Source organism: Absicoccus porci, from assembly GCF_003725415.1.
Classification (GTDB): Bacteria; Bacillota_I; Bacilli_A; order Erysipelotrichales; family Erysipelotrichaceae; genus Absicoccus; species Absicoccus porci.
Genome location: NZ_RJQC01000001.1, coordinates 909,186 through 931,075, shown reverse-complemented (window position 1 = coordinate 931,075; position 21,890 = coordinate 909,186). Strand labels below are relative to the sequence as shown.

18 protein-coding genes and 1 tRNA gene are annotated in these 21,890 nt (G+C 35.7%); 16 read left to right on the top strand and 3 right to left on the bottom strand.

Annotated features, from left to right (window positions below):
* Window positions 1-120 precede the first annotated feature (120 nt).
* The 5 genes from EDX97_RS04615 to EDX97_RS04595 all read left to right on the top strand — a co-directional run bounded on the left by EDX97_RS04615 (window position 121) and on the right by EDX97_RS04595 (window position 5,509).
* A complete protein-coding gene (locus EDX97_RS04615; protein WP_128519997.1) occupies window positions 121-453 on the top strand; it encodes a hypothetical protein in 333 nt (110 codons plus the stop codon).
* Window positions 454-1,036: 583 nt separating this feature from the next.
* A complete protein-coding gene (proC, locus tag EDX97_RS04610) occupies window positions 1,037-1,831 on the top strand; it encodes a pyrroline-5-carboxylate reductase (protein WP_128519996.1) in 795 nt (264 codons plus the stop codon).
* A gap of 2 nt (window positions 1,832-1,833) precedes the next feature.
* On the top strand, window positions 1,834-2,988 hold the full coding sequence (locus EDX97_RS04605; RefSeq protein WP_128519995.1) for an O-antigen ligase family protein: 1,155 nt from the start codon (window positions 1,834-1,836) through the stop codon (window positions 2,986-2,988).
* A 29-nt stretch (window positions 2,989-3,017) separates the two neighbouring features.
* Window positions 3,018-4,190, top strand: coding sequence for a M23 family metallopeptidase (locus tag EDX97_RS04600; protein ID WP_128519994.1), 1,173 nt, complete (start codon window positions 3,018-3,020; stop codon window positions 4,188-4,190).
* 11 nt (window positions 4,191-4,201) lie between these two features.
* The gene (locus EDX97_RS04595) at window positions 4,202-5,509 is read left to right on the top strand and encodes an RsmF rRNA methyltransferase first C-terminal domain-containing protein (protein ID WP_128519993.1); all 1,308 of its coding nucleotides are present in this window, start codon (window positions 4,202-4,204) and stop codon (window positions 5,507-5,509) included.
* A gap of 9 nt (window positions 5,510-5,518) precedes the next feature.
* On the opposite strand, the gene EDX97_RS04590 is transcribed toward EDX97_RS04595, so the two are convergent.
* Together EDX97_RS04590 and EDX97_RS04585 are read right to left on the bottom strand one after the other, a co-directional pair.
* A complete protein-coding gene (locus EDX97_RS04590) occupies window positions 5,519-6,358 on the bottom strand; it encodes an alpha-hydroxy-acid oxidizing protein (RefSeq protein ID WP_221175879.1) in 840 nt (279 codons plus the stop codon).
* Between the two features lie 155 nt (window positions 6,359-6,513).
* Window positions 6,514-7,701 (bottom strand): FprA family A-type flavoprotein, encoded by a 1,188-nt coding sequence (locus EDX97_RS04585; protein WP_128519992.1) that lies wholly within the window; start codon window positions 7,699-7,701, stop codon window positions 6,514-6,516.
* A gap of 174 nt (window positions 7,702-7,875) precedes the next feature.
* On the opposite strand from EDX97_RS04585, the gene EDX97_RS04580 reads away from it, so the two are divergent.
* The 6 genes from EDX97_RS04580 (at window position 7,876) to EDX97_RS04555 (ending at window position 14,396) form a co-directional block, all read left to right on the top strand.
* Complete coding sequence (locus tag EDX97_RS04580) at window positions 7,876-10,455, top strand: ATP-dependent Clp protease ATP-binding subunit (RefSeq protein ID WP_128519991.1); 2,580 nt, start codon at window positions 7,876-7,878, stop codon at window positions 10,453-10,455.
* 58 nt (window positions 10,456-10,513) lie between these two features.
* Window positions 10,514-11,242, top strand: coding sequence for an NAD-dependent protein deacylase (locus tag EDX97_RS04575; protein WP_128519990.1), 729 nt, complete (start codon window positions 10,514-10,516; stop codon window positions 11,240-11,242).
* Window positions 11,243-11,288: 46 nt separating this feature from the next.
* A tRNA-Ser gene (locus EDX97_RS04570) sits at window positions 11,289-11,377 on the top strand.
* Between the two features lie 95 nt (window positions 11,378-11,472).
* Entirely contained in the window at window positions 11,473-12,234 is a 762-nt protein-coding gene (locus EDX97_RS04565) for an RICIN domain-containing protein (RefSeq protein WP_128519989.1), read from the top strand.
* A gap of 10 nt (window positions 12,235-12,244) precedes the next feature.
* Window positions 12,245-12,922, top strand: coding sequence for a 2-phosphosulfolactate phosphatase (locus tag EDX97_RS04560; protein ID WP_128519988.1), 678 nt, complete (start codon window positions 12,245-12,247; stop codon window positions 12,920-12,922).
* 220 nt (window positions 12,923-13,142) lie between these two features.
* Window positions 13,143-14,396 carry a hypothetical protein gene (locus tag EDX97_RS04555; RefSeq protein WP_128519987.1) on the top strand — a complete coding sequence of 418 codons (1,254 nt, stop codon included), beginning with the start codon at window positions 13,143-13,145 and terminating at the stop codon, window positions 14,394-14,396.
* Window positions 14,397-14,408: 12 nt separating this feature from the next.
* On the opposite strand, the gene EDX97_RS11690 is transcribed toward EDX97_RS04555, so the two are convergent.
* Window positions 14,409-14,945 (bottom strand): hypothetical protein, encoded by a 537-nt coding sequence (locus tag EDX97_RS11690; protein ID WP_128519986.1) that lies wholly within the window; start codon window positions 14,943-14,945, stop codon window positions 14,409-14,411.
* A 78-nt stretch (window positions 14,946-15,023) separates the two neighbouring features.
* Here EDX97_RS11690 and EDX97_RS04545 point away from each other — a divergent pair, with 78 nt between their 5' ends.
* From EDX97_RS04545 to EDX97_RS04525, 5 genes are read left to right on the top strand one after another with little or no spacing between them, the layout of a single operon-like run.
* On the top strand, window positions 15,024-16,004 hold the full coding sequence (locus tag EDX97_RS04545) for an FHA domain-containing protein (protein WP_128519985.1): 981 nt from the start codon (window positions 15,024-15,026) through the stop codon (window positions 16,002-16,004).
* Window positions 15,976-17,247 (top strand): protein kinase domain-containing protein, encoded by a 1,272-nt coding sequence (locus EDX97_RS04540; RefSeq protein WP_128519984.1) that lies wholly within the window; start codon window positions 15,976-15,978, stop codon window positions 17,245-17,247. Before EDX97_RS04545 ends, EDX97_RS04540 begins: the two co-directional genes overlap by 29 nt.
* On the top strand, window positions 17,244-18,395 hold the full coding sequence (locus EDX97_RS04535) for a hypothetical protein (RefSeq protein WP_128519983.1): 1,152 nt from the start codon (window positions 17,244-17,246) through the stop codon (window positions 18,393-18,395). Before EDX97_RS04540 ends, EDX97_RS04535 begins: the two co-directional genes overlap by 4 nt.
* Complete coding sequence (locus tag EDX97_RS04530) at window positions 18,388-21,657, top strand: FHA domain-containing protein (protein ID WP_128519982.1); 3,270 nt, start codon at window positions 18,388-18,390, stop codon at window positions 21,655-21,657. Before EDX97_RS04535 ends, EDX97_RS04530 begins: the two co-directional genes overlap by 8 nt.
* Complete coding sequence (locus tag EDX97_RS04525) at window positions 21,650-21,883, top strand: hypothetical protein (protein ID WP_128519981.1); 234 nt, start codon at window positions 21,650-21,652, stop codon at window positions 21,881-21,883. The genes EDX97_RS04530 and EDX97_RS04525 overlap by 8 nt, the downstream gene beginning before the upstream one ends.
* Window positions 21,884-21,890: the final 7 nt, after the last annotated feature.

Below are 21,890 nucleotides of genomic sequence, written 5' to 3'. Positions count from 1 at the left end.
AAGGCATCGTTGGGCTATTTGAGCCCTATGGAGTACAGGCAAAGTCTGGGACTAATTTGAAATAACAAGGTCCAAGAATTTGTCCGCACCCCCTTATCAAATTGAATGGAGAGAAGATTGATGAATAAATATTATAGTTATAAAAATTTTCTTGAAAAAAAACTAGTATCAAAATACGGAATCCATAAAATTGGCGACAAAGAATATATGAAATTTTCAAATTTCGGTTTTTTACTTCATGCTTTTCCAGATGTTCAGGCATTCTGTATAGAATATTCGGACAATATGGAACAAGTAAAACAGTGGATATTTCCGGAAGATGGAGAGTTGTTTTACGTTTCCGACATGACTAAAAGTGAAATACTCAATTCTATGATAAAAGAAATAGAGGATAATGTTGATTTGAGTGAAGACAGAATAGAACAAACTATGATTGATTATAAAAGGCTTTAAGACTAGGATTATCTGATATTATTGAATTTATATGTGGAAAATTTCTTAATCATCGAAGAGATGAAATATAAAACGCAAGTAAAATAAAATATGAAAATTTACATAGTAATGCATTGGATTTCAAGATAAAAACAATCATTGGGATATAAGAGTCCAATGGAGTATAGAAAGTAATTAGGATTAATTTGAGAGTCCAGAAAAATGTCTTCACCCCCAGCTGGTCAATTTTGAATTACGATTTATTCAAAAATTGATCAGTTTTAAAGTACAATACACAATAAGGACTTAAATCAATGTCTAAATGTAATTCCTGTTATTATTTCAAATTTAAATACATAGGTTGAAGAAGGAGCTAAGAACCAGCATCTTTTACACAGGTTGATAATATCGACATATAAATATTCGTTGCATTTTCTAATATTGTACAAATTGTATGTTATAATATACACACAAAAGGCTCTATATCCATCCTTTTGTTACTTTGCCTGTTAGCATAGTTTATGATGCTAGCAGGCATTTTTACGGAAATGAATGATTTTCGTTTTCAGTCTATGTTAAGATACCAACATAAGGAAGTGTTAATATGAAAATTGGATTTATTGGTTGTGGCAATATGGCCCAAGCGATGATAAAAGGAATCGTTGAAGCAAAATGGATACAAAATGAAGATATTCTTGTATCCAATCGTACATCGAAAAAGTTAGAAAAAATAAAAGATTTATACGGTGTGAGTACAACGACAGATAATTGTGTCGTAGCTAAAAATAGTGATATTTTAGTATTAAGTGTAAAACCAAAAATATATTCTCTGATTATTGAAGAAATACGTGATGTAGTGAAAGCCGATACTTTGATTGTTAGTATTGCACCAGGTATTACATTACATCAATTAGAAACTCAATTTATACAAACACACAAGATTGTACGTTGTATGCCAAATACACCAGCCATGGTCAATGAAGGTTGTACAGCCTATGTGATGAATGCGAATTGTGATAATACCAATCAACAAATTATCGAAAAACTGCTCTCTTGTTTCGGAATTGCTGCCAGTGTTGATGAATCTTTGATGGATGCCGTAACCGGGCTTTCTGGTTCTAGTCCAGCTTTTGTGTATATGTTTATTGAAGCTTTGGCAGATGGTGCTGTTCATGAAGGAATGCCACGAGAAATGGCCTATCAATTTGCAGCTCAAACAGTCTTAGGCTCGGCCAAACTTGTTCTTGCATCAGGAAATCATCCAGGTATATGTAAAGATCAAGTCTGTTCTCCCGCAGGAACAACGATTGAAGGTGTTCGTACTTTGGAGGCCGATGGTTTTCGATCCAGTGTGATGGAAGCCGTGATTGCCGCTAGTCGAAAATCCAAAGGAGAATAGAAATGCAAACAATTCGTAACGATTTGCGATCGTTTTCTATTCATGATTGGATCATTTTAGCAATGGTTACCAGTATCTTTCTTCCTCATACCCTTTTTTTGGTCGCTTTAACGGTATTAGACGTATATATATTGTGGAAAGATAAAATGATTCCAACACTCATGGAAAATCAGACAGGGAAGAAGTATATCTATTTATTTTTACTCTTATCTGGGATAGTCAGTTTGATCAATATCAATGGATATGGATTAACGATTACATTAGGCTTTTTAGGATTGTTTGCTTTTATCGGATACTATCAAGGGCATATCCATGAAAAGTTGTTTATGTATATCATTGAGTGGACAACCCTTTGTTCCCTGATCAATGGCATGTATGCCTTAGTACAATTTGCGCAAATATCCCATGCTGGTGGATATTCGTTTTTTGATTTTCATATATTTAATAGTCCGAAACGAAGAATCATGACTACGTTTCAAAATGCGAATATTTATGCTTTGATGCTAGATATGGTATTGGCTTGTATTTTATATCGGTTTCTTCAAACTAAGAAAGTATCTTTGAAAATATGGTATGTGATCCTTGCGTTGTTTCAATTTGGATTAGTTTTATTAACGGGATGCCGATCGGCATTGGTTCCCTTGGTTATTGTGATTCCAATTTTATTAATATGTTTCAGGAAAAAGATTCTATTAGGAGTTTATTGTTTGTGTTTGGTTGGTTTGTTGGCTTTGATCATTCATATGCCAACATTGATTCCTCGATTTGATGATACGAGTACCATTACCAGTCGATTTACGATATGGTCCTACGCATGGGAGGGAATCAAACAAAGGCCATTGTTTGGTCGAGGACCATGGACGTTTCATTTATTGCATCCTATTTATAAAAATCACATTGGATCGCATGCGCATAATATTTATATCGACATGGTTTTATCCCATGGAATCGTCGGTACTGGGATATTAACTGGATATGTGGGTGTACAAATTCAAAATATAAAAAAATTATATACATCTCATCGAACCTTATTTGGTTTGATTTTAGCGTTAACTAGTATTGTCGCTATTATGGGATTGGTTGATGGCACGATTGAACCATTAAAGACGATGATGTTTTTTATGATGATCGTAACCAGTTATTCCATGAAAAAATAAGAAGAAGACAGACAGGAAAGGAGTCGTACATGTTACGGAAAATTTTTGTCTGTCTTTTTTTAATTCCGTTTATCATTGGTGCTACGATTGATTTTGAATCAAAAATTGCACATTATGAGAAAGCTGTCCGTGTTGTGTCAAAAGCACAAGCACCTACCGTTTCCAAAGAAATGCGCGACTTGTACATACAGTTGCAACAGAAAAAAAGTGAATGTAAAAAGCTACAAAAAGAGTTGATACTGAAAAACAAAAGATTAGAAAAAGAGGTTTTAAAAATAAAGTTGAATATTTCCAAGAAAGAGTGTCAAAATACGATAGCGGTCATTGGTATTCGTACGTATTTGCGACATCGTAAAACGCAAAAAGATATTTCAATGATGAAGCAGAAATATCATAAAATGATAAAACAACGAAATAAAAATACGTTGCGCATCAGAAAAATCAAAAAGAAGATAAAAAAATGTGATAGTTGGATGCAACGATTAAGTAAGTGCCAAGAGCAATTGGGCAACCGTTTTCAAAATGAATTTCAAGGAATTATTGATGAAGGGACGCCTCAATGGCAAAAAATGATTCCTGGTGAGAAAAACCTTCCTGTCTATGGTTCGGTCATGACCGAAAAACAAACTACCAATTATGCTTGTCCATTGGACAATGCACTTCGTTTGGATGGTTATAGTACAGGTTGGATTCCTTTTATTCAAAATGGTACAATAAGCGCAGGTACGTGGTCTTATCCTGGTGGTGGATTGCATTTAGGACTGGATGTTGCTTCGCCTTTATATAGTCCAATCCAAGCGGGTGCGAATGGTCTTGTATTATATGCGGATGCACCGGTTCCAACAAATTGTGGTTATTTAGGCAATTATTGTGGTTGGCCATATGGCGGAGGAAATACCATTTGTATGTTGATGGCTGTCAATGAGCAACTCTTTGCAGTGAGTTTGAATCATTTATCCAATGAAATTCATGTGGTAGCTGGTCAACAAATTCATCAAGGCGATATCATAGCGAAATCAGGGAATAGTGGAAATTCGACGGGACCACATACACATATTGAAGTTTTTCGCTTACGAATTTCGGTACAAGCAGCGGTTGCTCGATTTCGTCAAGGTGCTGATTTTGCGTGGGGCTGTGGATGGAATCAACCAGCGACTTGTTCCGATATTGCTTGTCGCATTCGTCCAGAATCTGTATTTTAAGGAGCTTAATTATGAATCCTGATTTTTTAAACCGAATTCAATCGTATATACCCAATGAAATGGATGATTTTTTATCTTCTTTAGATCGACCCATGTATCGGGGATTACGTGTGAATCCACAAAAATGGAAAAAACCAAAACTTTCTTTAAAAAGAGCACCATTTTCAGAAAATGAATACTATGTCGATGAAGCTTTGGGAAATCATCCCTATCATTTAGCAGGGTTATTTTATCTGCAAGAACCAAGTGCATCCAGTGCCGTTGAGATCTTAGATGTGCAACCCGATGATGTGGTATTGGATCTTTGTGCTGCACCAGGTGGTAAAAGTACGCAAATTGCTTCTAAATTAGATACAGGTTTTTTAGTTGCGAATGAATATGATAGTAAACGTGCACGCATTCTGCTTTCAAATATGGAACGAATGGGTATAGAACATATGATGGTTTTAAATAATGATCCATCTCAATTGGTAACTAAATTTGCTCGTTGTTTTGATCGTATTCTTGTAGATGCTCCATGTAGTGGCGAAGGAATGATGAAAAAGCATGATGAAGCGATGGATCAATGGTCGGTGGAACATATTCAATTTTGTGCGAAGCGACAGAAACAAATTTTGGAGAGTGCTTATCAATTATTAAAAGGAAACGGGACCATGGTGTATTCCACTTGCACCTATGCGAAAGAAGAGAATGAAGATGTGATACAGTGGTTTCTAGATACATATCCCGATATGGAATTGATAGATCCGGGTGTTTCTTTTGGCCGGTCGGGGTTTATAAAAAACACGATTCGAATTTTTCCTATGGATAAAGGGGAGGGGCATTTTGTTGCGAAACTACATAAAAAAAGTGGAGCAACGAATCGTTTGCCTGTTCAAAAATCCATGCCAATCGATGCCATCACCAAAGAGTTTTTTATAGAACAATTGGGTTTTGTGCCAAAATATCATGAAATGCAAAAGGATAAAATTTATGTGATGGATCATTCCTTTATTCAAACGAAAGGATTGCACTGTTTACGCCAAGGCATTTTTGCAGGAGAGCGTATCAAAAAACGTTTTGAACCAGCGCATGCTTTTTATATGAATGCAAAATGGATCGATACATATAAAAATCGAACCAATCTTTCATTGGAGGAAATCGATGCGTTTATGCATGGTTTGGAAATTGAGCATCCAAGTCAGAAGGGCTATATTGCTGTATGCGTAGATGGGTATCCATTTGGCTTTGGAAAAAGCGATGGTAAACATATCAAAAATAAGATTCCCAAAGGATTGCGTTTGCTTCCTAATTCACATATTAAAAGGCGTTGCTTATAAGACAACGCCTTATAGAAAATGAATGACACTAGCATCAAAAGAGGATGTATTGGCAATGCCTGTATACATCATGAGTTGTTTGAGTTCTTCATTCATTCGTTGGATTTTGTTGATAACACCTTGTGAGCCATCTTTTAATAAAGGGCTAAGAATGCCTCTTCCGACACTGACAGCATCGGCTCCCAATGCCAATGCTTTATAGGCATCATAGCCACTATTCATACCACAATCTACAAAGATCTTTACGTCTTTGTCCTGCAAAGCTTTTTTTATGTCTGGCAATAGAGCAAGTGGCGGTATACCATAAGGAATTCTTCCATGATGATGAGAAATAACGATACCAGCACATCCTGCATTGGCTGCCTTACAAGCATCCTGCACACTGAGTACTCCTTTGGCAATAAAAGGAATACTTGCTGCATTCACATATGTATTTAGATCTTCTTGAGTAATCGGTCCTAAAGGGATGGCATCGACAATATCAAAGTTTCCATCGTTTCCGACAATATGATCAATATCAATGCCAACTGCAATGGCACCGTGATTTTTCGCAAATTGAATTTCAGATAGAATGCGAGCGTGGTCAGCAAATGGTTTAATGATACGAATCGAACCCGGTGCATACTTCACGATTTCTTCATATTCTTCATTGCTTTCCATACCGACCCAATTCAAAAGATGTAAATCAGTCGCTGCTTTGGCAGATTCTTCCATAGGGGTACGACCGGTAATGCCAGCTTTATTTAAATGGGAAAAAGCTGGCATCATAATGGGACTATCATACATGTTTCCGAATATTTTGGTATGTAAATCGGGTAGATTGGCATCGATGACACGCATTTCGACCATGATTCAATCCAAATAGTTTCGATTGATGATATTGGCATCATCAGCATGACCACTTGTTACAGGAATTAAACCAGGTGGGCCTGGCCATTTTGGATTTGACATATTGGTCTCCTTTTTAAAAAAGTAGCATGTTTGCGTATGCTACTTTGTATGATTTATAATTCTTTGGCAATTTCTTGAGCAATGTTGTAATAGTTTTCTAAATCAGTTGCTTTTGGACTGAATACATGCGAAATGGCATCATGTACATTTTCAAGTCCCGCATCTGTTAATGCTTGATCAATTTGTGAAGGTACTTTTGGGAACCAACCAAAGGCACCAAAGCCTAATCCTTTTTTGCCTTTTAGTTTTGCAGCACGAAGATGTGTCAAGAAAGCACCAACGCTATAAGAAATATCATTATTGTAGGTACCAGAACCGACACAAATCAATTTCGCATCAACGATTTCTTTAAAAATAATCGATGATTTTGTAGTTGATAATGGATAGATTTTTACATCCATACCGGCATCGCCGAAACCTTCGGCAAGAGCTTCAGCCATTTGTTGGGTATGTTTCCATACGGTTTGATAGACAATAACTACCTTATTCGATGGGGTTAAATTGGCATAATCTTCATAAGCGGCTAGAATATCGGGTACATATTGTTTCCAAATAATACCATGTGCAGGCATGATAGTTTCAATCTCAATGTTTAAGCTTTTAATAAAGTTTAACTTTGCTTTGACTTGTGCTGTATAAGGAAGCACGATATTTGCGAAGTATTCTTTGGCTTGATCAAGGCAGAATCCTTTATCCAAGTTTTCATCCGTTAATTGATAATTGACAATGTGCTGTCCGAAAGCATCATTAGAGAATACTGTTTTTAGTTCTGGACAATAGGTCAGCATATTGTCTGGCCAGTGAATCATCTGCATTTCGACAAATACGAAATTATATTTTCCAGTATTTAAGGTATCTTTTGTCTTTAATGCCTGGATTTCAAAATCAATTGGAAATTGTGCTTTGATATTGCGTACACCACCAACGGATGCATAGATTTTCGCATTTGGATAAATGGCTTTGATTTCTAACAAACCACCCGAATGATCAGGTTCTGCATGCTGCATGATAATATTATCAACCGGACGATCTCCTAATACAGATTGAATGCGTTCGATGCAATCCTGACTAAATTCTTCTTCGACTGTGTCAATCAATGTGACTTGGTCATCTACAATTAAATAAGCATTATACGTACATCCTTCATCAATGGGATAGAGTTCGCCGTGAAAATGACGATTGTTGATATCACGGGCACCAACCCAATATACAGAATCCATGAGTTGTTTTGCTTTTTTCATTTTCTAACCTCGTTTCTTTCCATGTTTTAGTGTATTCGTTTTTGTTGGAAATGTCCATAATGGGGAGAAAAAGAAAATATAAAAAAATTAGCACTTTTGTGTTGACAGTGCTAAAGATTGTGCTATACTACAGTTAGCAGTTGAATAAGTAGAGTGCTAAAGGAGGCGTGCCCTATGGATTATGAACACATGTCAGAAAGATTACAGAAAGTATTGATGGATGCTGCTAATGATGCACAATCGAAACAACATCCTAGCGTCGATACAATTGATTTGTTAGCGGCTATTTTTAAAGATGATATTCTGGATGGTTTGTTTGAACGTGTCGGTATCGATAAAAATAGAGCATTAGAAATCATTCGTGATGAAGAAGGTCATATTGCGTCTAGTCCTTCTCAAAATCTCAATTTTTCAACAACGGTTCAAAGATCGTTAGAGAAAGCTGAAAAATGGGCAAAAGCGCATGATGAAACGTATTTATCGGTTGCGAGTGTTTGGTTAGCTTTGATGTTCAATGAATCATATATTTCAAAACGTTTGGTACGTGAGTTCCATTTAAACGAAAAAGCTTGTCAAGAAGCAGAACTACAACGTCGAAATGGTAAAAAGTATGATTCTCCAAATGCAGAAGACAATGTGGAAGCTTTAAAGAAATATGGTCGTGATCTAGTACAGGATGTTCGTGATGGTAAGATCGATCCAATTATTGGTCGTGATGATGAGATTCGTCGTGTGATGCAAATCTTATCCCGGAAAACAAAGAATAATCCAGTTTTAATTGGTGAGCCAGGCGTTGGTAAAACAGCTGTTGTTGAAGGCTTAGCTTGGCGTATCATGAAGGGCGATGTACCAGAATCTCTTAAAGATAAACGATTGATTGAATTGGATATGGGATCGTTGATTGCAGGTGCCAAATATCGTGGAGAATTTGAGGAACGATTAAAATCCATTTTGGATGAAGTCAAGAAAAGCAATGGTCAAATCTTGTTGTTTATTGATGAAATCCATAATCTAGTAGGTGCTGGTAAAACGGAAGGTTCCATGGATGCAGCTAACTTATTAAAGCCAATGTTGGCACGTGGTGAGTTGCATTGTATTGGTGCCACAACATTTAATGAGTATCGTAAATATATTGAAAAAGATGCAGCTTTGGAACGTCGTTTCCAACGTGTTATGGTACAAGAACCAAGTGTCCAAGATACCATTAGTATCTTACGTGGTTTGAAAGATCGTTTTGAAAGTTTCCATGGTGTAAAGATCAAAGATGAAGCATTAATTAGTGCAGCTACTTTATCCGATCGTTATATTACCGATCGTTTCTTACCAGATAAAGCGATTGATTTAGTTGATGAAGCTTGTGCCACTTTGAAGGTAGAAATGGAAAGTATGCCACAAGAGTTGGATGAATTAGAGCGTAAGATCTTGCAGTTACAAATTGAAAAGACTTCTTTACAAAAAGAAACCGATAAGAAAGCTATTGAACGTCGCGATGAAATTGAAGAAGAATTGGGTCAATTGAAAGTACAACGTGATGAAATGCGGTCAAGATGGGAAGATGAAAAAGCAGCCTTAGCCAATTCGCAAGAAGATAAAAAGGCTTTGGAAAAAGCTCGTTTGGATTTGCAACAAGCACAAAATGATGCACGTTATGAAGAAGCAGCTCGTCTTCAATATGGTGTCATTCCAGAATTAGAGAAGAAAATTCAAAAAGCCGATAGTTTGAAAAAAGACGATAATGCATTGATTCAAGAAACGGTTGATGAAGAAATGATTGCCAAGATCGTTTCCAAATGGACAGGGGTTGAAGTGAGTCGATTGGTTGAATCGGAGCGTAAGAAATTATTGCGGTTGAAAGATAATCTATCCAAACGTGTCGTTGGTCAAGATGAGGCGTTAGAGTTAGTAACGGATGCAATCTTGCGTAGTAAAGCACAAATTCAAGATGAAAATCGACCAATTGGTTCATTCATGTTCTTAGGTCCTACAGGTGTTGGTAAGACCGAGGTCGCAAAGGCATTGGCTGAACAATTGTTTGATGATGAACGTCATATTGTTCGTATTGATATGTCCGAATATATGGAGAAACATAGTGTGTCGCGTTTAATCGGTGCGCCTCCTGGATATGTCGGATATGATGAAGGTGGACAATTAACAGAAGCTGTTCGTCGAAATCCTTATAGTATTGTACTATTTGATGAGATTGAAAAAGCCCATCCAGATGTATTCAATGTCTTATTGCAAGTATTGGATGATGGTCGAGTCACAGATTCCAAAGGTGTAACAGTTGACTTTAAGAATACCATCATTATTATGACAAGTAACTTAGGTAGTCAATATGCATTTGAGAATATCAGTAATGACGAGCGTCGAGAAAAATATTTGAATGAAGTAAAACGTCATTTTAAACCAGAATTTATCAATCGTATTGATGAAATTGTGGTATTTAATGCATTGGATGAAAGTGCTTTCGTTCAAATTGCGCGTAAGTTTAAAAATGAATTATCACATCGTTTAGCCGAACGTGATATTCAATTAGAAGTAACGGATGCTGTTTATCAGCGCATTGCTAAAATGGGTGTAGATCCAGTGTTTGGTGCTCGTCCAATGAAGCGATATATTCAACGACAAATTGAAACGCAAATTGCTAAGAAGATCATTGAAACTGGTACGATCAAAGATGCGACGATTCATGTTGATTATGTCGATGGTCAATACCAAATCGAAGTACAAAGTGCTTCAAAAATGACGGCGTAAACACAACGTTTACGCCTTTTTTGGCGTATAATGGAATTAATGAAAAGGAAGTGTTTGTATGACAGATATTGAGCAATTGCATCAATGGATCGATGCTTCAAACAATATTGTATTTTTTGGTGGTGCTGGTGTTTCAACAGAAAGTAATATTCCTGATTTTCGAAGCGATAATGGGTTATATAAAAAACAATATCGTTATCCAGCGGAACAGATGATTAGTCATTCATTTTTTCTTTCTAATCCAGAAGAATTTTACGAATTTTATTTTAATCAAATGATTTTTCCAGATGCCCAACCAAATGCGGCGCATAAAGCTTTAGCAAAACTAGAAAAAATGGGAAAATTAAAGGCAATCGTAACACAGAATATTGATGGATTACATCAAAAAGCAGGATCCAAAGTGGTTTATGAATTGCATGGTTCCGTGTTAAAAAATACGTGTATGCATTGTCATGCACATTATGATCTAGAACAAACTATCGCTGCTCGTGATGAGAAGGGGATTCCACGCTGTCCAAAGTGTGGAAATATCATTAAACCGAATGTTGTTTTATATGAAGAAGGATTGGATGAAGGTACAATATATGCAGCGGTTGATGCGATTGAAAAGGCTGATTTGTTGATTGTTGGAGGAACAAGCTTAGTGGTTTATCCGGCAGCGGGATTGATTCGTTATTTCCGTGGCAAACACTTGGTTTTGATTAATCGGGATGCAACGCCGATGGATGATCAAGCAGATTTAGTGATTCATGATTCCATTGGAAAAGTATTGTCAAATGCGATTTAATTTTGATTGACATAGCCATTTTCTTTGTGTAGAATAAAGTGGCTATGGAGCCGTATCGAAGTGGACATAACGGGCCCGATTGGAATTCGGGTAGGCTTAACGGCCCCGAGGGTTCGAATCCCTCCGGCTCCGCCAGATTTGACAAATAGACCTGTTTTAAGGTATTATCATACACATTGAAACTGAATGGTATATCATTCAGTTTTTTTATATGTGGAAAGGATACCTTTATGAGAACGAAATATATACGAATGATTACATGGTTTGTGTTGAGCTTTATCTGTTGTTTTTCGCAAGTTTCTGTTGTATCGGCAAAAGATACCTTACCTTCTGGTTCCTATCAGATTAGTCATATTTCCAATACGGCCTTGATGATGAATCAAAATGTACAATTATCAACTGTTGCGAATGATAGTACGCAAAAATGGGATATTATCAATCAAGACGATGGAACCTTTTTGATTAAAAACCAAGCGAGTCAACAAGTGTTGACCTATTCAAAAAAGCAAGTTCAAATGGAAGATGAAAATGATTCAAAGAAACAAGAATGGTTAATTGAAAAAGTGGGCGATCACTATCAAGTAACAAGCCAAGCCAATAAGAAATATACACTGAGTGTGAATGGGCAAACGGTGTGTGCTACTAAAGCTGAAAATGCCGAATGGAATATTGAGTCAACGTCTACTTGGACAGGTCCTGTATTAAGTGCTAGTGCTGGATCTATTGAAGGACCTTCCGGTAAAGAAACGTATTATAATTTAGATATGTCAAGTGTTGTATCCAATTTAAAGGCACATGGTGTACAAGGGGACTATTGGGAAAGAGCCGATGGTGCTAAAATGTATGGGGCATATGTCATGGTGGCAGCGAATTTGAGCATTCGACCATATGGAACAATCCTTCCTACTTCTTTGGGTATGGGAATTGTTTGTGATACGGGTTCATTTGCGCAAAGCAATGCCACTCAATTAGATGTTGCTACGGATTGGTAGGTGAAAGAATATGGAAATCAATATTTTGGAATGTATTGACGGAGCTAAACAAGCGAAAGGATTAACTGTTATTATTGATGTATTTCGAGCATTTAGTTTAGAGTGTTATTTGTTTCAACAAGGAGCGGAGCGAATTATTCCGATTGGTGATTTAGATCAAGCCTTTGCCTTAAAAGCAAAACATCCAGATTGGTATTTATTTGGTGAGCGAAAAGGTGCGAAAGTAGATGGATGTGATTTTGGAAATTCACCATGCGAAGTCGCAAATATTGATTTTTCGCATAAAACGATCATTCATACAACTTCTGCAGGAACACAAGGTATTGTGAATGCAAAAGGGGCTGATGAAATTGTTACGGCTTCTATAGTGAATGCGAAAGCAGTGACTAAATATATCCAGCAAAAGAATCCGGACTGTGTTTCCATTGTGGCAATGGGTAACCAAGGCGTTTCACGTGCTGATGAAGATCTTTTATGTGCAAAGTATATAAAGGCATTACTGGAAAAGAAGGAATTTCCAATCGAGCAAGAAGTAGAAGCTTTGAAAAATGGCGCTGGTGCTAAATTTTTTGATCCAGCAAATCTTATTTTTCCGGAAGAAGATTTTGCATTGTGTACAGACGTCAATCGTTTTGATTTTGTGATCCAAGTGACAAAGAACGGAAATGTTGTTGAGAAGAATCGATAAAATATCGATTCTTTTCTTTTGACAAAGAGTGCCATTCTTGCATTTTTAAATAAAATAACATAAACTTTTCTTGTAGTTAGACATGAGTCTTTCGAAATGAAAAGTTTGATATGAAAAACATTTGCATGTGATGTGACCGCAAAATTTAATTGAGGTCTATTTTTTATATTTTAATTGGAAGAATGGTTGGATGCATTTGTATTTCTAGTTGGAGGTTATAATGTGGAGATATCGTTGTAAGTCACATTTGATCAGTATGTTGATAGGCTTTGCCGTGGGTTGTGTGATTGCGTTTATTTCGGTAAATCAACATATGGATGTGTACATGTCTTTATATCCAAGTGAAGTCATTTCTTATATTCAACAAAATCAACTTATGTTTTATGCGATGAGCGGATTGTCCATTGCCGGTATCGTTAATATTATTCGTTTAATGGAATTTGTTGGTGAAAAATGGAATATTTCACCATTTATCATCATCATGTTGATGATCTTTGTGCCAGAAGTATTCTTATATATTGGTATTGCCCTTGTCATTCCAGTAGCCATTGCTTGTATTGTAGGTATGATTCAACTCAAGTTTGGAAAAGCTGGAGATTTTACTTCCGGTGTTTTAACGCCAGATCAGGAATTGGTCCGGATGTATACATTGCGGCATCCATTAAAAATGGAAGTCAAAGAATTGGCTGATATGTGCCGTAAGACATCACAAAAAATCCAATTGATTTATACTTTGGGCTTGATTGCTGTCGTCTGTGTGATTTTCTTAGTTAGCAATATTTGGATATTGATCGTTGGATTTTTGGTGTTCTTATTTTCTTTCAATATTCTATCGCGTTATCGTTCCAGTAATATCGTGCCTATTGTTTCTTTATTGTATGATCAATGTGATCCAGAAATGTGTGCGTCTGCCATTATCATGTATTCTACAAGAGGCAAAAAGGTACATTTACAGATGCATACCATATTAGCACAATGTTTAATTTACATGGATGAACCAGAACTTGCGCAAGATGTTTTAACGAGATTTCCAAAGAAAGATAAAATGAGTGTCATTCAATATTGGACATTGATGGCTTATATTTATTATTTATTAAAAGATGAACATTCTATCGAACGTTGTAAGGAAGAATTGAAAAAAGTAACACAACGTACTACTTTTTCAAGCGTGATGGCTACTAGTGAAGAAATGGCTTCTATCCAGAATAAGATTGACTTGATGAATGGTGAATTAAATACTTGTCGAAAATATTATTTAAAGCGATTGCAAACCGCACGAGTTGCTTGTCAACAAGTGGATGCTAGTTATTATATTGGTTTGATTTCGTTTGTTGAACAAGATTATCCATTGGCAGATGTATATTTTAAACGAGTGGTTGCCATGGGAAATAAAATGAGTTTTGTTTCCAAAGCACAAGGATATTTAGATAAATTATCACAAATGAATATCAATCCAGCAGAAGAACAAGTCTAAAAAGCCTATCCATCAAATAGATAGGTTTTTTTGCATGAGATAGAGGACAATATTTAAAGAAATCGATGCCAATGATTCCGTAAAACCAGTCATATGACCAAGCCAAATGTAGGTCATTAAACAAAAAAGAAAAGTTGTGATAAGAACAATACACCATTTTTTAGATATTATGGCTAGAACAGGTAATGTTTTGAGCCATTCATAAACTGTTGCTCCAAAACTGAAGATAAATAGCCAAACATGTAAATCGTTGATCCAAAAAGGATAAGAAGGAAAATAAGGAATAAAAACACATATGAGCATGCCTAAACAATATAAAGCATGCCTTTTTTTATTATAGGGGATGGAAAGAGTATCCCAGATTTGTAATGGATAGATCAAGAATCCATATAAAGTGCTGCATGCCCATAATAGAACATAAAATCGCAAATGTAGGGTGTTTGCAATGTAGGTGAAATTATCATACCAGATATTGATCAATAACAAACTCAAAAGATTGATTAGAGGATTGATCAAATAGGCATGGATTGGATTCCATTTTTTCAACATAAAAATATTTTAAAATAATTTAGCTCTTTTGTCGATTCTCCACGTATTAGTATATAGAAAACATAAAAGAGGGTGAAGATGATGAAAGATTGGATCGATATCGTATATTCATCTCCACAGATGATAAAACTCAAATTAAAAGATCAAACGTGGCTTGATATGGGTGTTTTTCACAAAATGGAGGTGGATCAAAATTGTATAACCGGCATATGGGAAGCAGAGTCACAAATAATCACTTATCAAATAGGTGATTTTCTTCGATTGGGTGATGTTTTTGTACAACATGTTTTTGAAGAACAAGAAGGATATATATTCTTGCATCATTTATTTGAAGATATGATCAATGCGAATCGTAATAAACCAGTGATCATGGAACCTGATTTTGTGTTTGTAAGTCCATATGGAGATTCGTTTCGTTATATCGTTGCACCAGTAGGAGTGGAACAATGGATGCAACAGAACGATATATGTAAGGTTTGGATTTCATACATATGTGAACATCTACAAACAACGACATCTTTTGAAATCATTGGTTTCTTAATGAAATTCTCACAAAGTAAGGAAGCTTCCTTAACCAATTTAGTGATGGGACTCGATGCCGTTCGTCATAAGTACTATCCAACACGTTTTTTTCGAAGAAAACGACATCAAACATTTAAAGTGGCTGAGCCTATGCATGTGGTGTATCAATCGAATATGGAACCAGCAAGGACAATGGATTCAAGGGATACACAAACTCATATTTTAGGACAGCTGAATCAATCAGTGGCCTATCTTTCTATAAATGATCAGCGATATGATCTACTGTATGAAGTGAATTTGATTGGTCGATCCATGGCATGTGATATTCGTTTAACCGATAAAGAAATTTCTATGAAACACGCAAAAATTTTATGCCAGAATAGTCGATTTTATATCATGGATCTAAAATCCAGTAATGGCACATTTTTAAATGATAAGAAAGTGCAGCGAAAAATGCGTCTGAAAGATGGTATGATTCTTCGCTTTGCGAATCAAACAGGGGTGTTCCATGAAGTATCAACGGATTCATCTATTTAAACATACCGAAACTTCATGGGTGGTTTTGGTCAAAGATGTACGAACCGGTAAAAAATATGTAGAAAAAGGGGTTTTAAAAAGAGCCAATCCTATTTTGATTCATCAATGGCGAAAAGAACTAGATGTTCTTTCCCATTGGCAGGATCCGTATATTCCTGAACTTGTTGATGTAAAAGAAAATGATGTTGCATATATGCTTGTAGAAACTTATATTCAGGCAGAAACTCTGGATGTATGGATCAGAAAGCATCCATTATTAAAAACACATTACCGGCAACGATTTATTTGTCAAATGATGCATTGGATGGAATCGCTCCATCAACTAGGATATGTATATGTGGATCTGAAGCCTCAAAATCTCTTAGTTCATTCATCCCATGTGTATTTGATTGATTTTAACTCCTGTATTGAAATAGGAAATGAAGCAATCGTATCGGCTTCGGCATTTAATCAAGACGTACAAAAGCATAAAAGGGAAAAGATCGATCAAATGGGATTAAAAAAGATGATTCGTTTTCTATATCCAATGAGTCATTTATTACCTGCCTCAAAAACATTCTTTCTATGGACCCTTCGTTTGAAAAGATTGGTAGTTGCTCTTATCTTGTTGAATCTGTCTGTCTTCTTGGTGACTCCTTCTTTTCATTCGAAATGGAATAGAATTGATATTTATTTATCTTCGGGATCGAGTCAGGATTTTCTTTTGGCTTACAAAGCCCAAGAAAATGCTAATCTATATGTATGGATAGAAAATGGATGGATTTCAAAGGATGTCTATGAAAATCCCAAAACGGCTGCCTTTTTAATTCATCAGGCTATACAAACAAAAGATCGTTCAATTTGTGAATATATCAATCAACACATTCCGATTTCTACAAAGGAAAAAATTCTCGATGAATCAGCAGATTTATTGGAATGGGTGGATGACCCGCCGACACAGACTTGGCTTGATCATTATGTAGAACATCTATCAAAGAAACAATCGATGTCTAAAATGGACGCTTTTCTTCTCTATTGTTTAAAACATCACATCATCGTATCTGAAAAGGCCTGGAAACAAATGATTCAATGGCCAAGTTCGAAACCAATTTCTGATTCTTTTGCGAATCATTTTCTTGAATATTGTTTATTTTTACGATCCCAGAAAAGAGAAATCACACAATTACCATCTACTTTAGTACATTTTTTTAAGCAAGAAGGACATGATAGTGAATTCTATCAATTATGGAGGCAAATAAGATGAATGCAGTTTGGATGCCAATGATCATGCTTGCGAATCCCATGATGCAAGTCGATAGCACTCTAATGAATGAAAGGGTCGAAGATGTTGCGTTTGTCGACCAAGAATCGGAAAAAAGAAACCAAGAATTACCAAATTGTACATATTCGGTTGAAAACAATGGGTATACATCCGAAGCACAAATTAATATACAGTGTACCGGTAATTTGTTGGATCAATCCACATTGATTATTGAACATAATAAACAAACGGAATTTTTACAAGCACAAACCGAAATGACATATTTATGTAAAGATGCTGGAACATATTTTGCTTACATACAATGTCAGGATAGAAAAGGGGATATCCAGACATGGCATTATATGGATGAAAAGTCACAAATCAATCGCATAGCGGATGAGGATGATACAAAGACAGCAGAAGAAAATCAACCATTACAATCCAGTGTACCATTGTATGAAAATGCAAATACAGGAGTTAACTATACTGTCGAAAGTGTTGTTCAAGAAGAAAGCCAATATCAATTACCAGTACCAATAAAACAACAATCATTAAACAATGTATCTTTAGTGGAGCCAGAATCGTTTCATTTGGAAAATCAATCTCAAATGGAAAAAATCACAGGAAATGAAACCGATTTTCTTTTACCATCTACTATTGATGATTTTGGAAACAAAAGTATGACTAAAAAGATAATTGCTGAAGATGGAACTGTGAAAACAGAAGAAAGAATTATCTCTCAAACATTGACACCCAATCTGGAGGTGCAAAATCGAACTTGGATCGTAGAAGATCAACAACAAATTCACTTACAACAAAAGTCGCAACAATTATCAACATCTTCATTTCAAATCATAACGATGAAAAATCGTTTGGTTCGTGTGGTATTCGGCCCAGATGAAAAAATTGTCTGGATCAAGATCAATGGGAAAAAAATACAACCATCCAGTATTGGTCAGGATCGAATGCATCATTCATATGTGGAATTTCGTGTTTTAAAGAAGAAATGCATTATCGAAGTAAAAATGAAAGATAGTAGTGGTCAGGCCAGAAAAGTGAAAAAGATCATTCATCCCGTTTTAACAAAACGTAAATTTTCAAAATCGGAATTATGGTTTCAAACGTTATGGTTGAAATGGCTACATGGATAAAGTTGTCCTATTTTATGATGATCGATGTGAAATGATTGAAATCGAGACCATACAAGTGTTTCGCAATCTAAAGTTTGTGAAAATGAAAGGGAAGATTTATGTCAATCAACGATGTCTGCAAAGAAATCAAGGCATGATATTTGGAGAGTATCGCATTCTTTGGATCAAAGAAGATTGGCATATCATACCGATAAAACATATTTTTTCCTTTGGTCGAAAGTTAGGCCTGTCTACGCATGTTTCCGTTGAACATTTTCGTATCGAAAACAAACAATTGATTGATCTTTCAAGTACCAATGGCACCTATGTAAATGGGAAAAGAGTCAAAGAAAAAGTTTTACAAGATGGTGACTGGATTCAAGTTGCAGAATATAGCATGTATTTATTTGGCTCTATTCTTATGATCAATACAAGAGTAAAAAACGCCATACAACGGTGTGAATCCGTTCCTGTTGAAAATAGGGAAGTTTGGACCATACAAGATGAAGAATATACATTCTCACAAGAAAATATTTCAATGTCCATTCAAGTGCCACATTGTATGCCTGCCCCTGTAAAACCAAAACGAATACAAATATTTGGGCCATCTTTATCTATTTTACTGTCTGGTGGGTTACTAAGTATAGGATATTATCTGTTTCAGTCGGAACAAAAGTATCAAATACCAACCTTGCTTTTGACCAATATGTCTATGTTTGTAGCCTTCTTATTTTATGGAGCGTTGAATTATCGTTCCCAATGGAAACAACTGCAAAAGGATTATGTAGAAAATGATCAAAACTATCTATCTTATCTAACAAAAATGGAAAGCAAAGTACAAAAAGCTCGCCAAGATTTAAAACATCAAGAAGAAAAGTACCTACAATTATGTTCTTGCCAAAAAGAAACATATGGTATTCGTCATCCTTTATATGTGGGGAATACTTTACAATCCTGGATTACTTTCGATTTTCCAGAACCGGCCTATGATCAAATGAATCACCATCTGTATCAATGTCTGCAAGAAAAAGTGGATGTATATTCACAAAATATGCAACGAAGTGTATTTCTTCAAAAAGGACAAACCATTTGGATTGAATCTAATGATTCAATGATTGGTTCTTCGTTATTTGCACAGTGGGTTTGGCAACATCCTTGTCAAGATGAAAAATGGATCTGGGTAGATCCTCATATGAAAGGGGATGAACGTTGTTTTGGATTCGGCTATTGTCAGTGGCAGCATCAGCCCTTATTAGTGACTTCACAAGAAGAATTATTGGATTTCATTATGGAAATGAAATGTAGTCATTTATGGATCTTTTCAACTATACCACTACAAATTCAAGTCGAAGCAACTGTGATTTTTTGTACAACGCAAGATATTACTGTATCCATTGATCAGAAAATATCAAACATAACTTCTAAGAAGATTGATCTTCGCCCAATTGCCAAGGGAAGTCCATGTTCCCAAAGCTTTTGGATGAGCATTAAAAATGCTTCACCTCAAACCGATTGTTGTTTACGGATTCCCATTGGTTTAAGTGATCAAGGAAAGGAAATATGGATCGATTTAGATGAAAAGAAACAAGGTCCACATATTCTAGTGGCAGGGATGACTGGATCCGGAAAATCAGAATGGATTTCCATGTTGCTGATGCAATTGATCATACGGAATACACCAGAGCAGTTGCAGTATATTCTTATTGATTTTAAAGGGGGTGCGTTTGGACAAGCTTTTTATCAATTTGCTCATTGTGCTGGAATGGTTACCAATTTAGAAGAAAGTGCCGTACAAAGATGGATAGAAAGTTTACGTTCAGAAATGCGACATCGTCAATGTATTTTGCGCGATCTTATCAAATTACATCCACATCAGATTGCTCATATTGATGCATACAATCAGATTCATAAGAAAAAAATGAGTCATGTATTGATTGTGATGGATGAATTTGCACAGTTTAAAATGCGCTATCCAGAAGCAATGAATGAAATTAAAGAGATTGCGCGTATTGGTCGTTCTCTTGGAATTCATCTGGTTTTGGCCACACAAAAACCCATGGGAATCGTTGATGAACAAATTCTATCTAACTTTCGATTGCGAATTTGTTTGAAAGTGAATAGTGAATCAGATAGTCGTGAAGTGTTACATAATGCACAGGCTGCTCATTTAAAACAAGCAGGTGCTTTTGTAGGATTCGTAGATGATTTCTATATGAAAGGACAAGGTTTTTGGATCCATGAACAGAAAGCGGATGCGTATTGGATTGGATATGCAGATGGCAAAATGATAGGTCAATCGCATGATAAGAAGGAAACAACCTTTCAATTCCTAACTAATACGTTGTTGGCAAAACCTCAAAATCATCATTGGATTATTCAGCCAGATTTAAAAACACAGTCTTTGTCGGATATGATGATTGATCTTCCTTGGAAACAACAACAAATTGCTTGGTATCCAAAACCGGGCGAAAAGATTCTTTTATATTATGAGCAGGAAAAGCAACGGGATGAATGGTTGTTGGCTATGATGACACACTTAAAAAATGAAAGAATCTGCATGGTTCATTTACCTACGTTGGAATCTTATAGTGCCAATGAAGAAATCTCCTTTTTCTTTATTGATGCGATCGATCATATGGATATTACAGAATATATGTCGAATCCAATCGGTATGATCATCTGTATTCATTCGTATTGGATGACTTTGGATGCTTTTCAAAGTCAATGGGACTATATATTATGTTTATCTTGGAAAAATATGGATATGGTACGAAGTGTTTTTCATACCTTTCAAATTCCAAAGGCTGACCAAGGATTGATATGGATCGATGATCGGTTAGCTCAGTTCTATTATGTGAAATCAAAGCCACCAATCAAAATCAAAAAAGTTAAGAAGCAAACTTCATTGAAAGTGGGACGAACCGTTCGCCTGCAAAAAGATATCGATTGGCAACATCAACATCCCTTACTCATTCTATATGTACAACAATCTTGTTTTGCATATATCCAGCAATTGATTCAGAAATGGTTGTTGATTGATCCGCTTTTACAAGTAAGTAACGATTTTAATATAGAAGCAGATATTTATGTTTGTGATGTATTTGATTGTATGCCTATTTTAACGGATGCCAGTTATATACAGAAACAATATGACTTCGATCTTATGTGGGTTGGTTTGGGATATCGTGAATATTCGTATTTGATTCATCGTATATCTCCGGAAGAAGCAGGAGATATCTATTTTTGGCAAGATCGATATGTATGGAGTTTTCAATATGAATGAAATAGTGATTTATATTCGTGAATTTGATGTATCTCAATGGCTAACTTTTTATTTAACAGATTCCTATATATTTTCACAGTTTTTAGAAGATACACAAAATATTTGGAATCATCATGTATCGTATCAACGATGTTTTTACTGTATGGATACACAACGTTTTGTGGATATGGATGCCGATGGAAAAACCAATGGCATTCGATCGGGTGATCATCTTATTTTAGTTTAGAAAGGAA

Excerpts from the sequence above, each read along its gene's own strand:
- EDX97_RS04600 (WP_128519994.1), top strand. The coding sequence starts at position 3,018 with ATGTTACGGAAAATTTTTGTCTGTCTTTTTTTAATTCCGTTTATCATT.
- EDX97_RS04580 (WP_128519991.1), top strand. The coding sequence starts at position 7,876 with ATGGATTATGAACACATGTCAGAAAGATTACAGAAAGTATTGATGGAT.
- EDX97_RS04585 (WP_128519992.1), bottom strand. The coding sequence starts at position 7,701 with ATGAAAAAAGCAAAACAACTCATGGATTCTGTATATTGGGTTGGTGCC.
- EDX97_RS04590 (WP_221175879.1), bottom strand. The coding sequence starts at position 6,358 with ATGGTCGAAATGCGTGTCATCGATGCCAATCTACCCGATTTACATACC.
- EDX97_RS04535 (WP_128519983.1), top strand. The coding sequence starts at position 17,244 with ATGAATGCAGTTTGGATGCCAATGATCATGCTTGCGAATCCCATGATG.
- EDX97_RS04575 (WP_128519990.1), top strand. The coding sequence starts at position 10,514 with ATGACAGATATTGAGCAATTGCATCAATGGATCGATGCTTCAAACAAT.
- EDX97_RS04615 (WP_128519997.1), top strand. The coding sequence starts at position 121 with ATGAATAAATATTATAGTTATAAAAATTTTCTTGAAAAAAAACTAGTA.
- EDX97_RS04565 (WP_128519989.1), top strand. The coding sequence starts at position 11,473 with ATGAGAACGAAATATATACGAATGATTACATGGTTTGTGTTGAGCTTT.
- EDX97_RS04545 (WP_128519985.1), top strand. The coding sequence starts at position 15,024 with ATGATGAAAGATTGGATCGATATCGTATATTCATCTCCACAGATGATA.
- EDX97_RS04595 (WP_128519993.1), top strand. The coding sequence starts at position 4,202 with ATGAATCCTGATTTTTTAAACCGAATTCAATCGTATATACCCAATGAA.
- EDX97_RS11690 (WP_128519986.1), bottom strand. The coding sequence starts at position 14,945 with ATGTTGAAAAAATGGAATCCAATCCATGCCTATTTGATCAATCCTCTA.
- proC (WP_128519996.1), top strand. The coding sequence starts at position 1,037 with ATGAAAATTGGATTTATTGGTTGTGGCAATATGGCCCAAGCGATGATA.
- EDX97_RS04530 (WP_128519982.1), top strand. The coding sequence starts at position 18,388 with ATGGATAAAGTTGTCCTATTTTATGATGATCGATGTGAAATGATTGAA.
- EDX97_RS04605 (WP_128519995.1), top strand. The coding sequence starts at position 1,834 with ATGCAAACAATTCGTAACGATTTGCGATCGTTTTCTATTCATGATTGG.
- EDX97_RS04525 (WP_128519981.1), top strand. The coding sequence starts at position 21,650 with ATGAATGAAATAGTGATTTATATTCGTGAATTTGATGTATCTCAATGG.
- EDX97_RS04555 (WP_128519987.1), top strand. The coding sequence starts at position 13,143 with ATGTGGAGATATCGTTGTAAGTCACATTTGATCAGTATGTTGATAGGC.
- EDX97_RS04540 (WP_128519984.1), top strand. The coding sequence starts at position 15,976 with ATGAAGTATCAACGGATTCATCTATTTAAACATACCGAAACTTCATGG.
- EDX97_RS04560 (WP_128519988.1), top strand. The coding sequence starts at position 12,245 with ATGGAAATCAATATTTTGGAATGTATTGACGGAGCTAAACAAGCGAAA.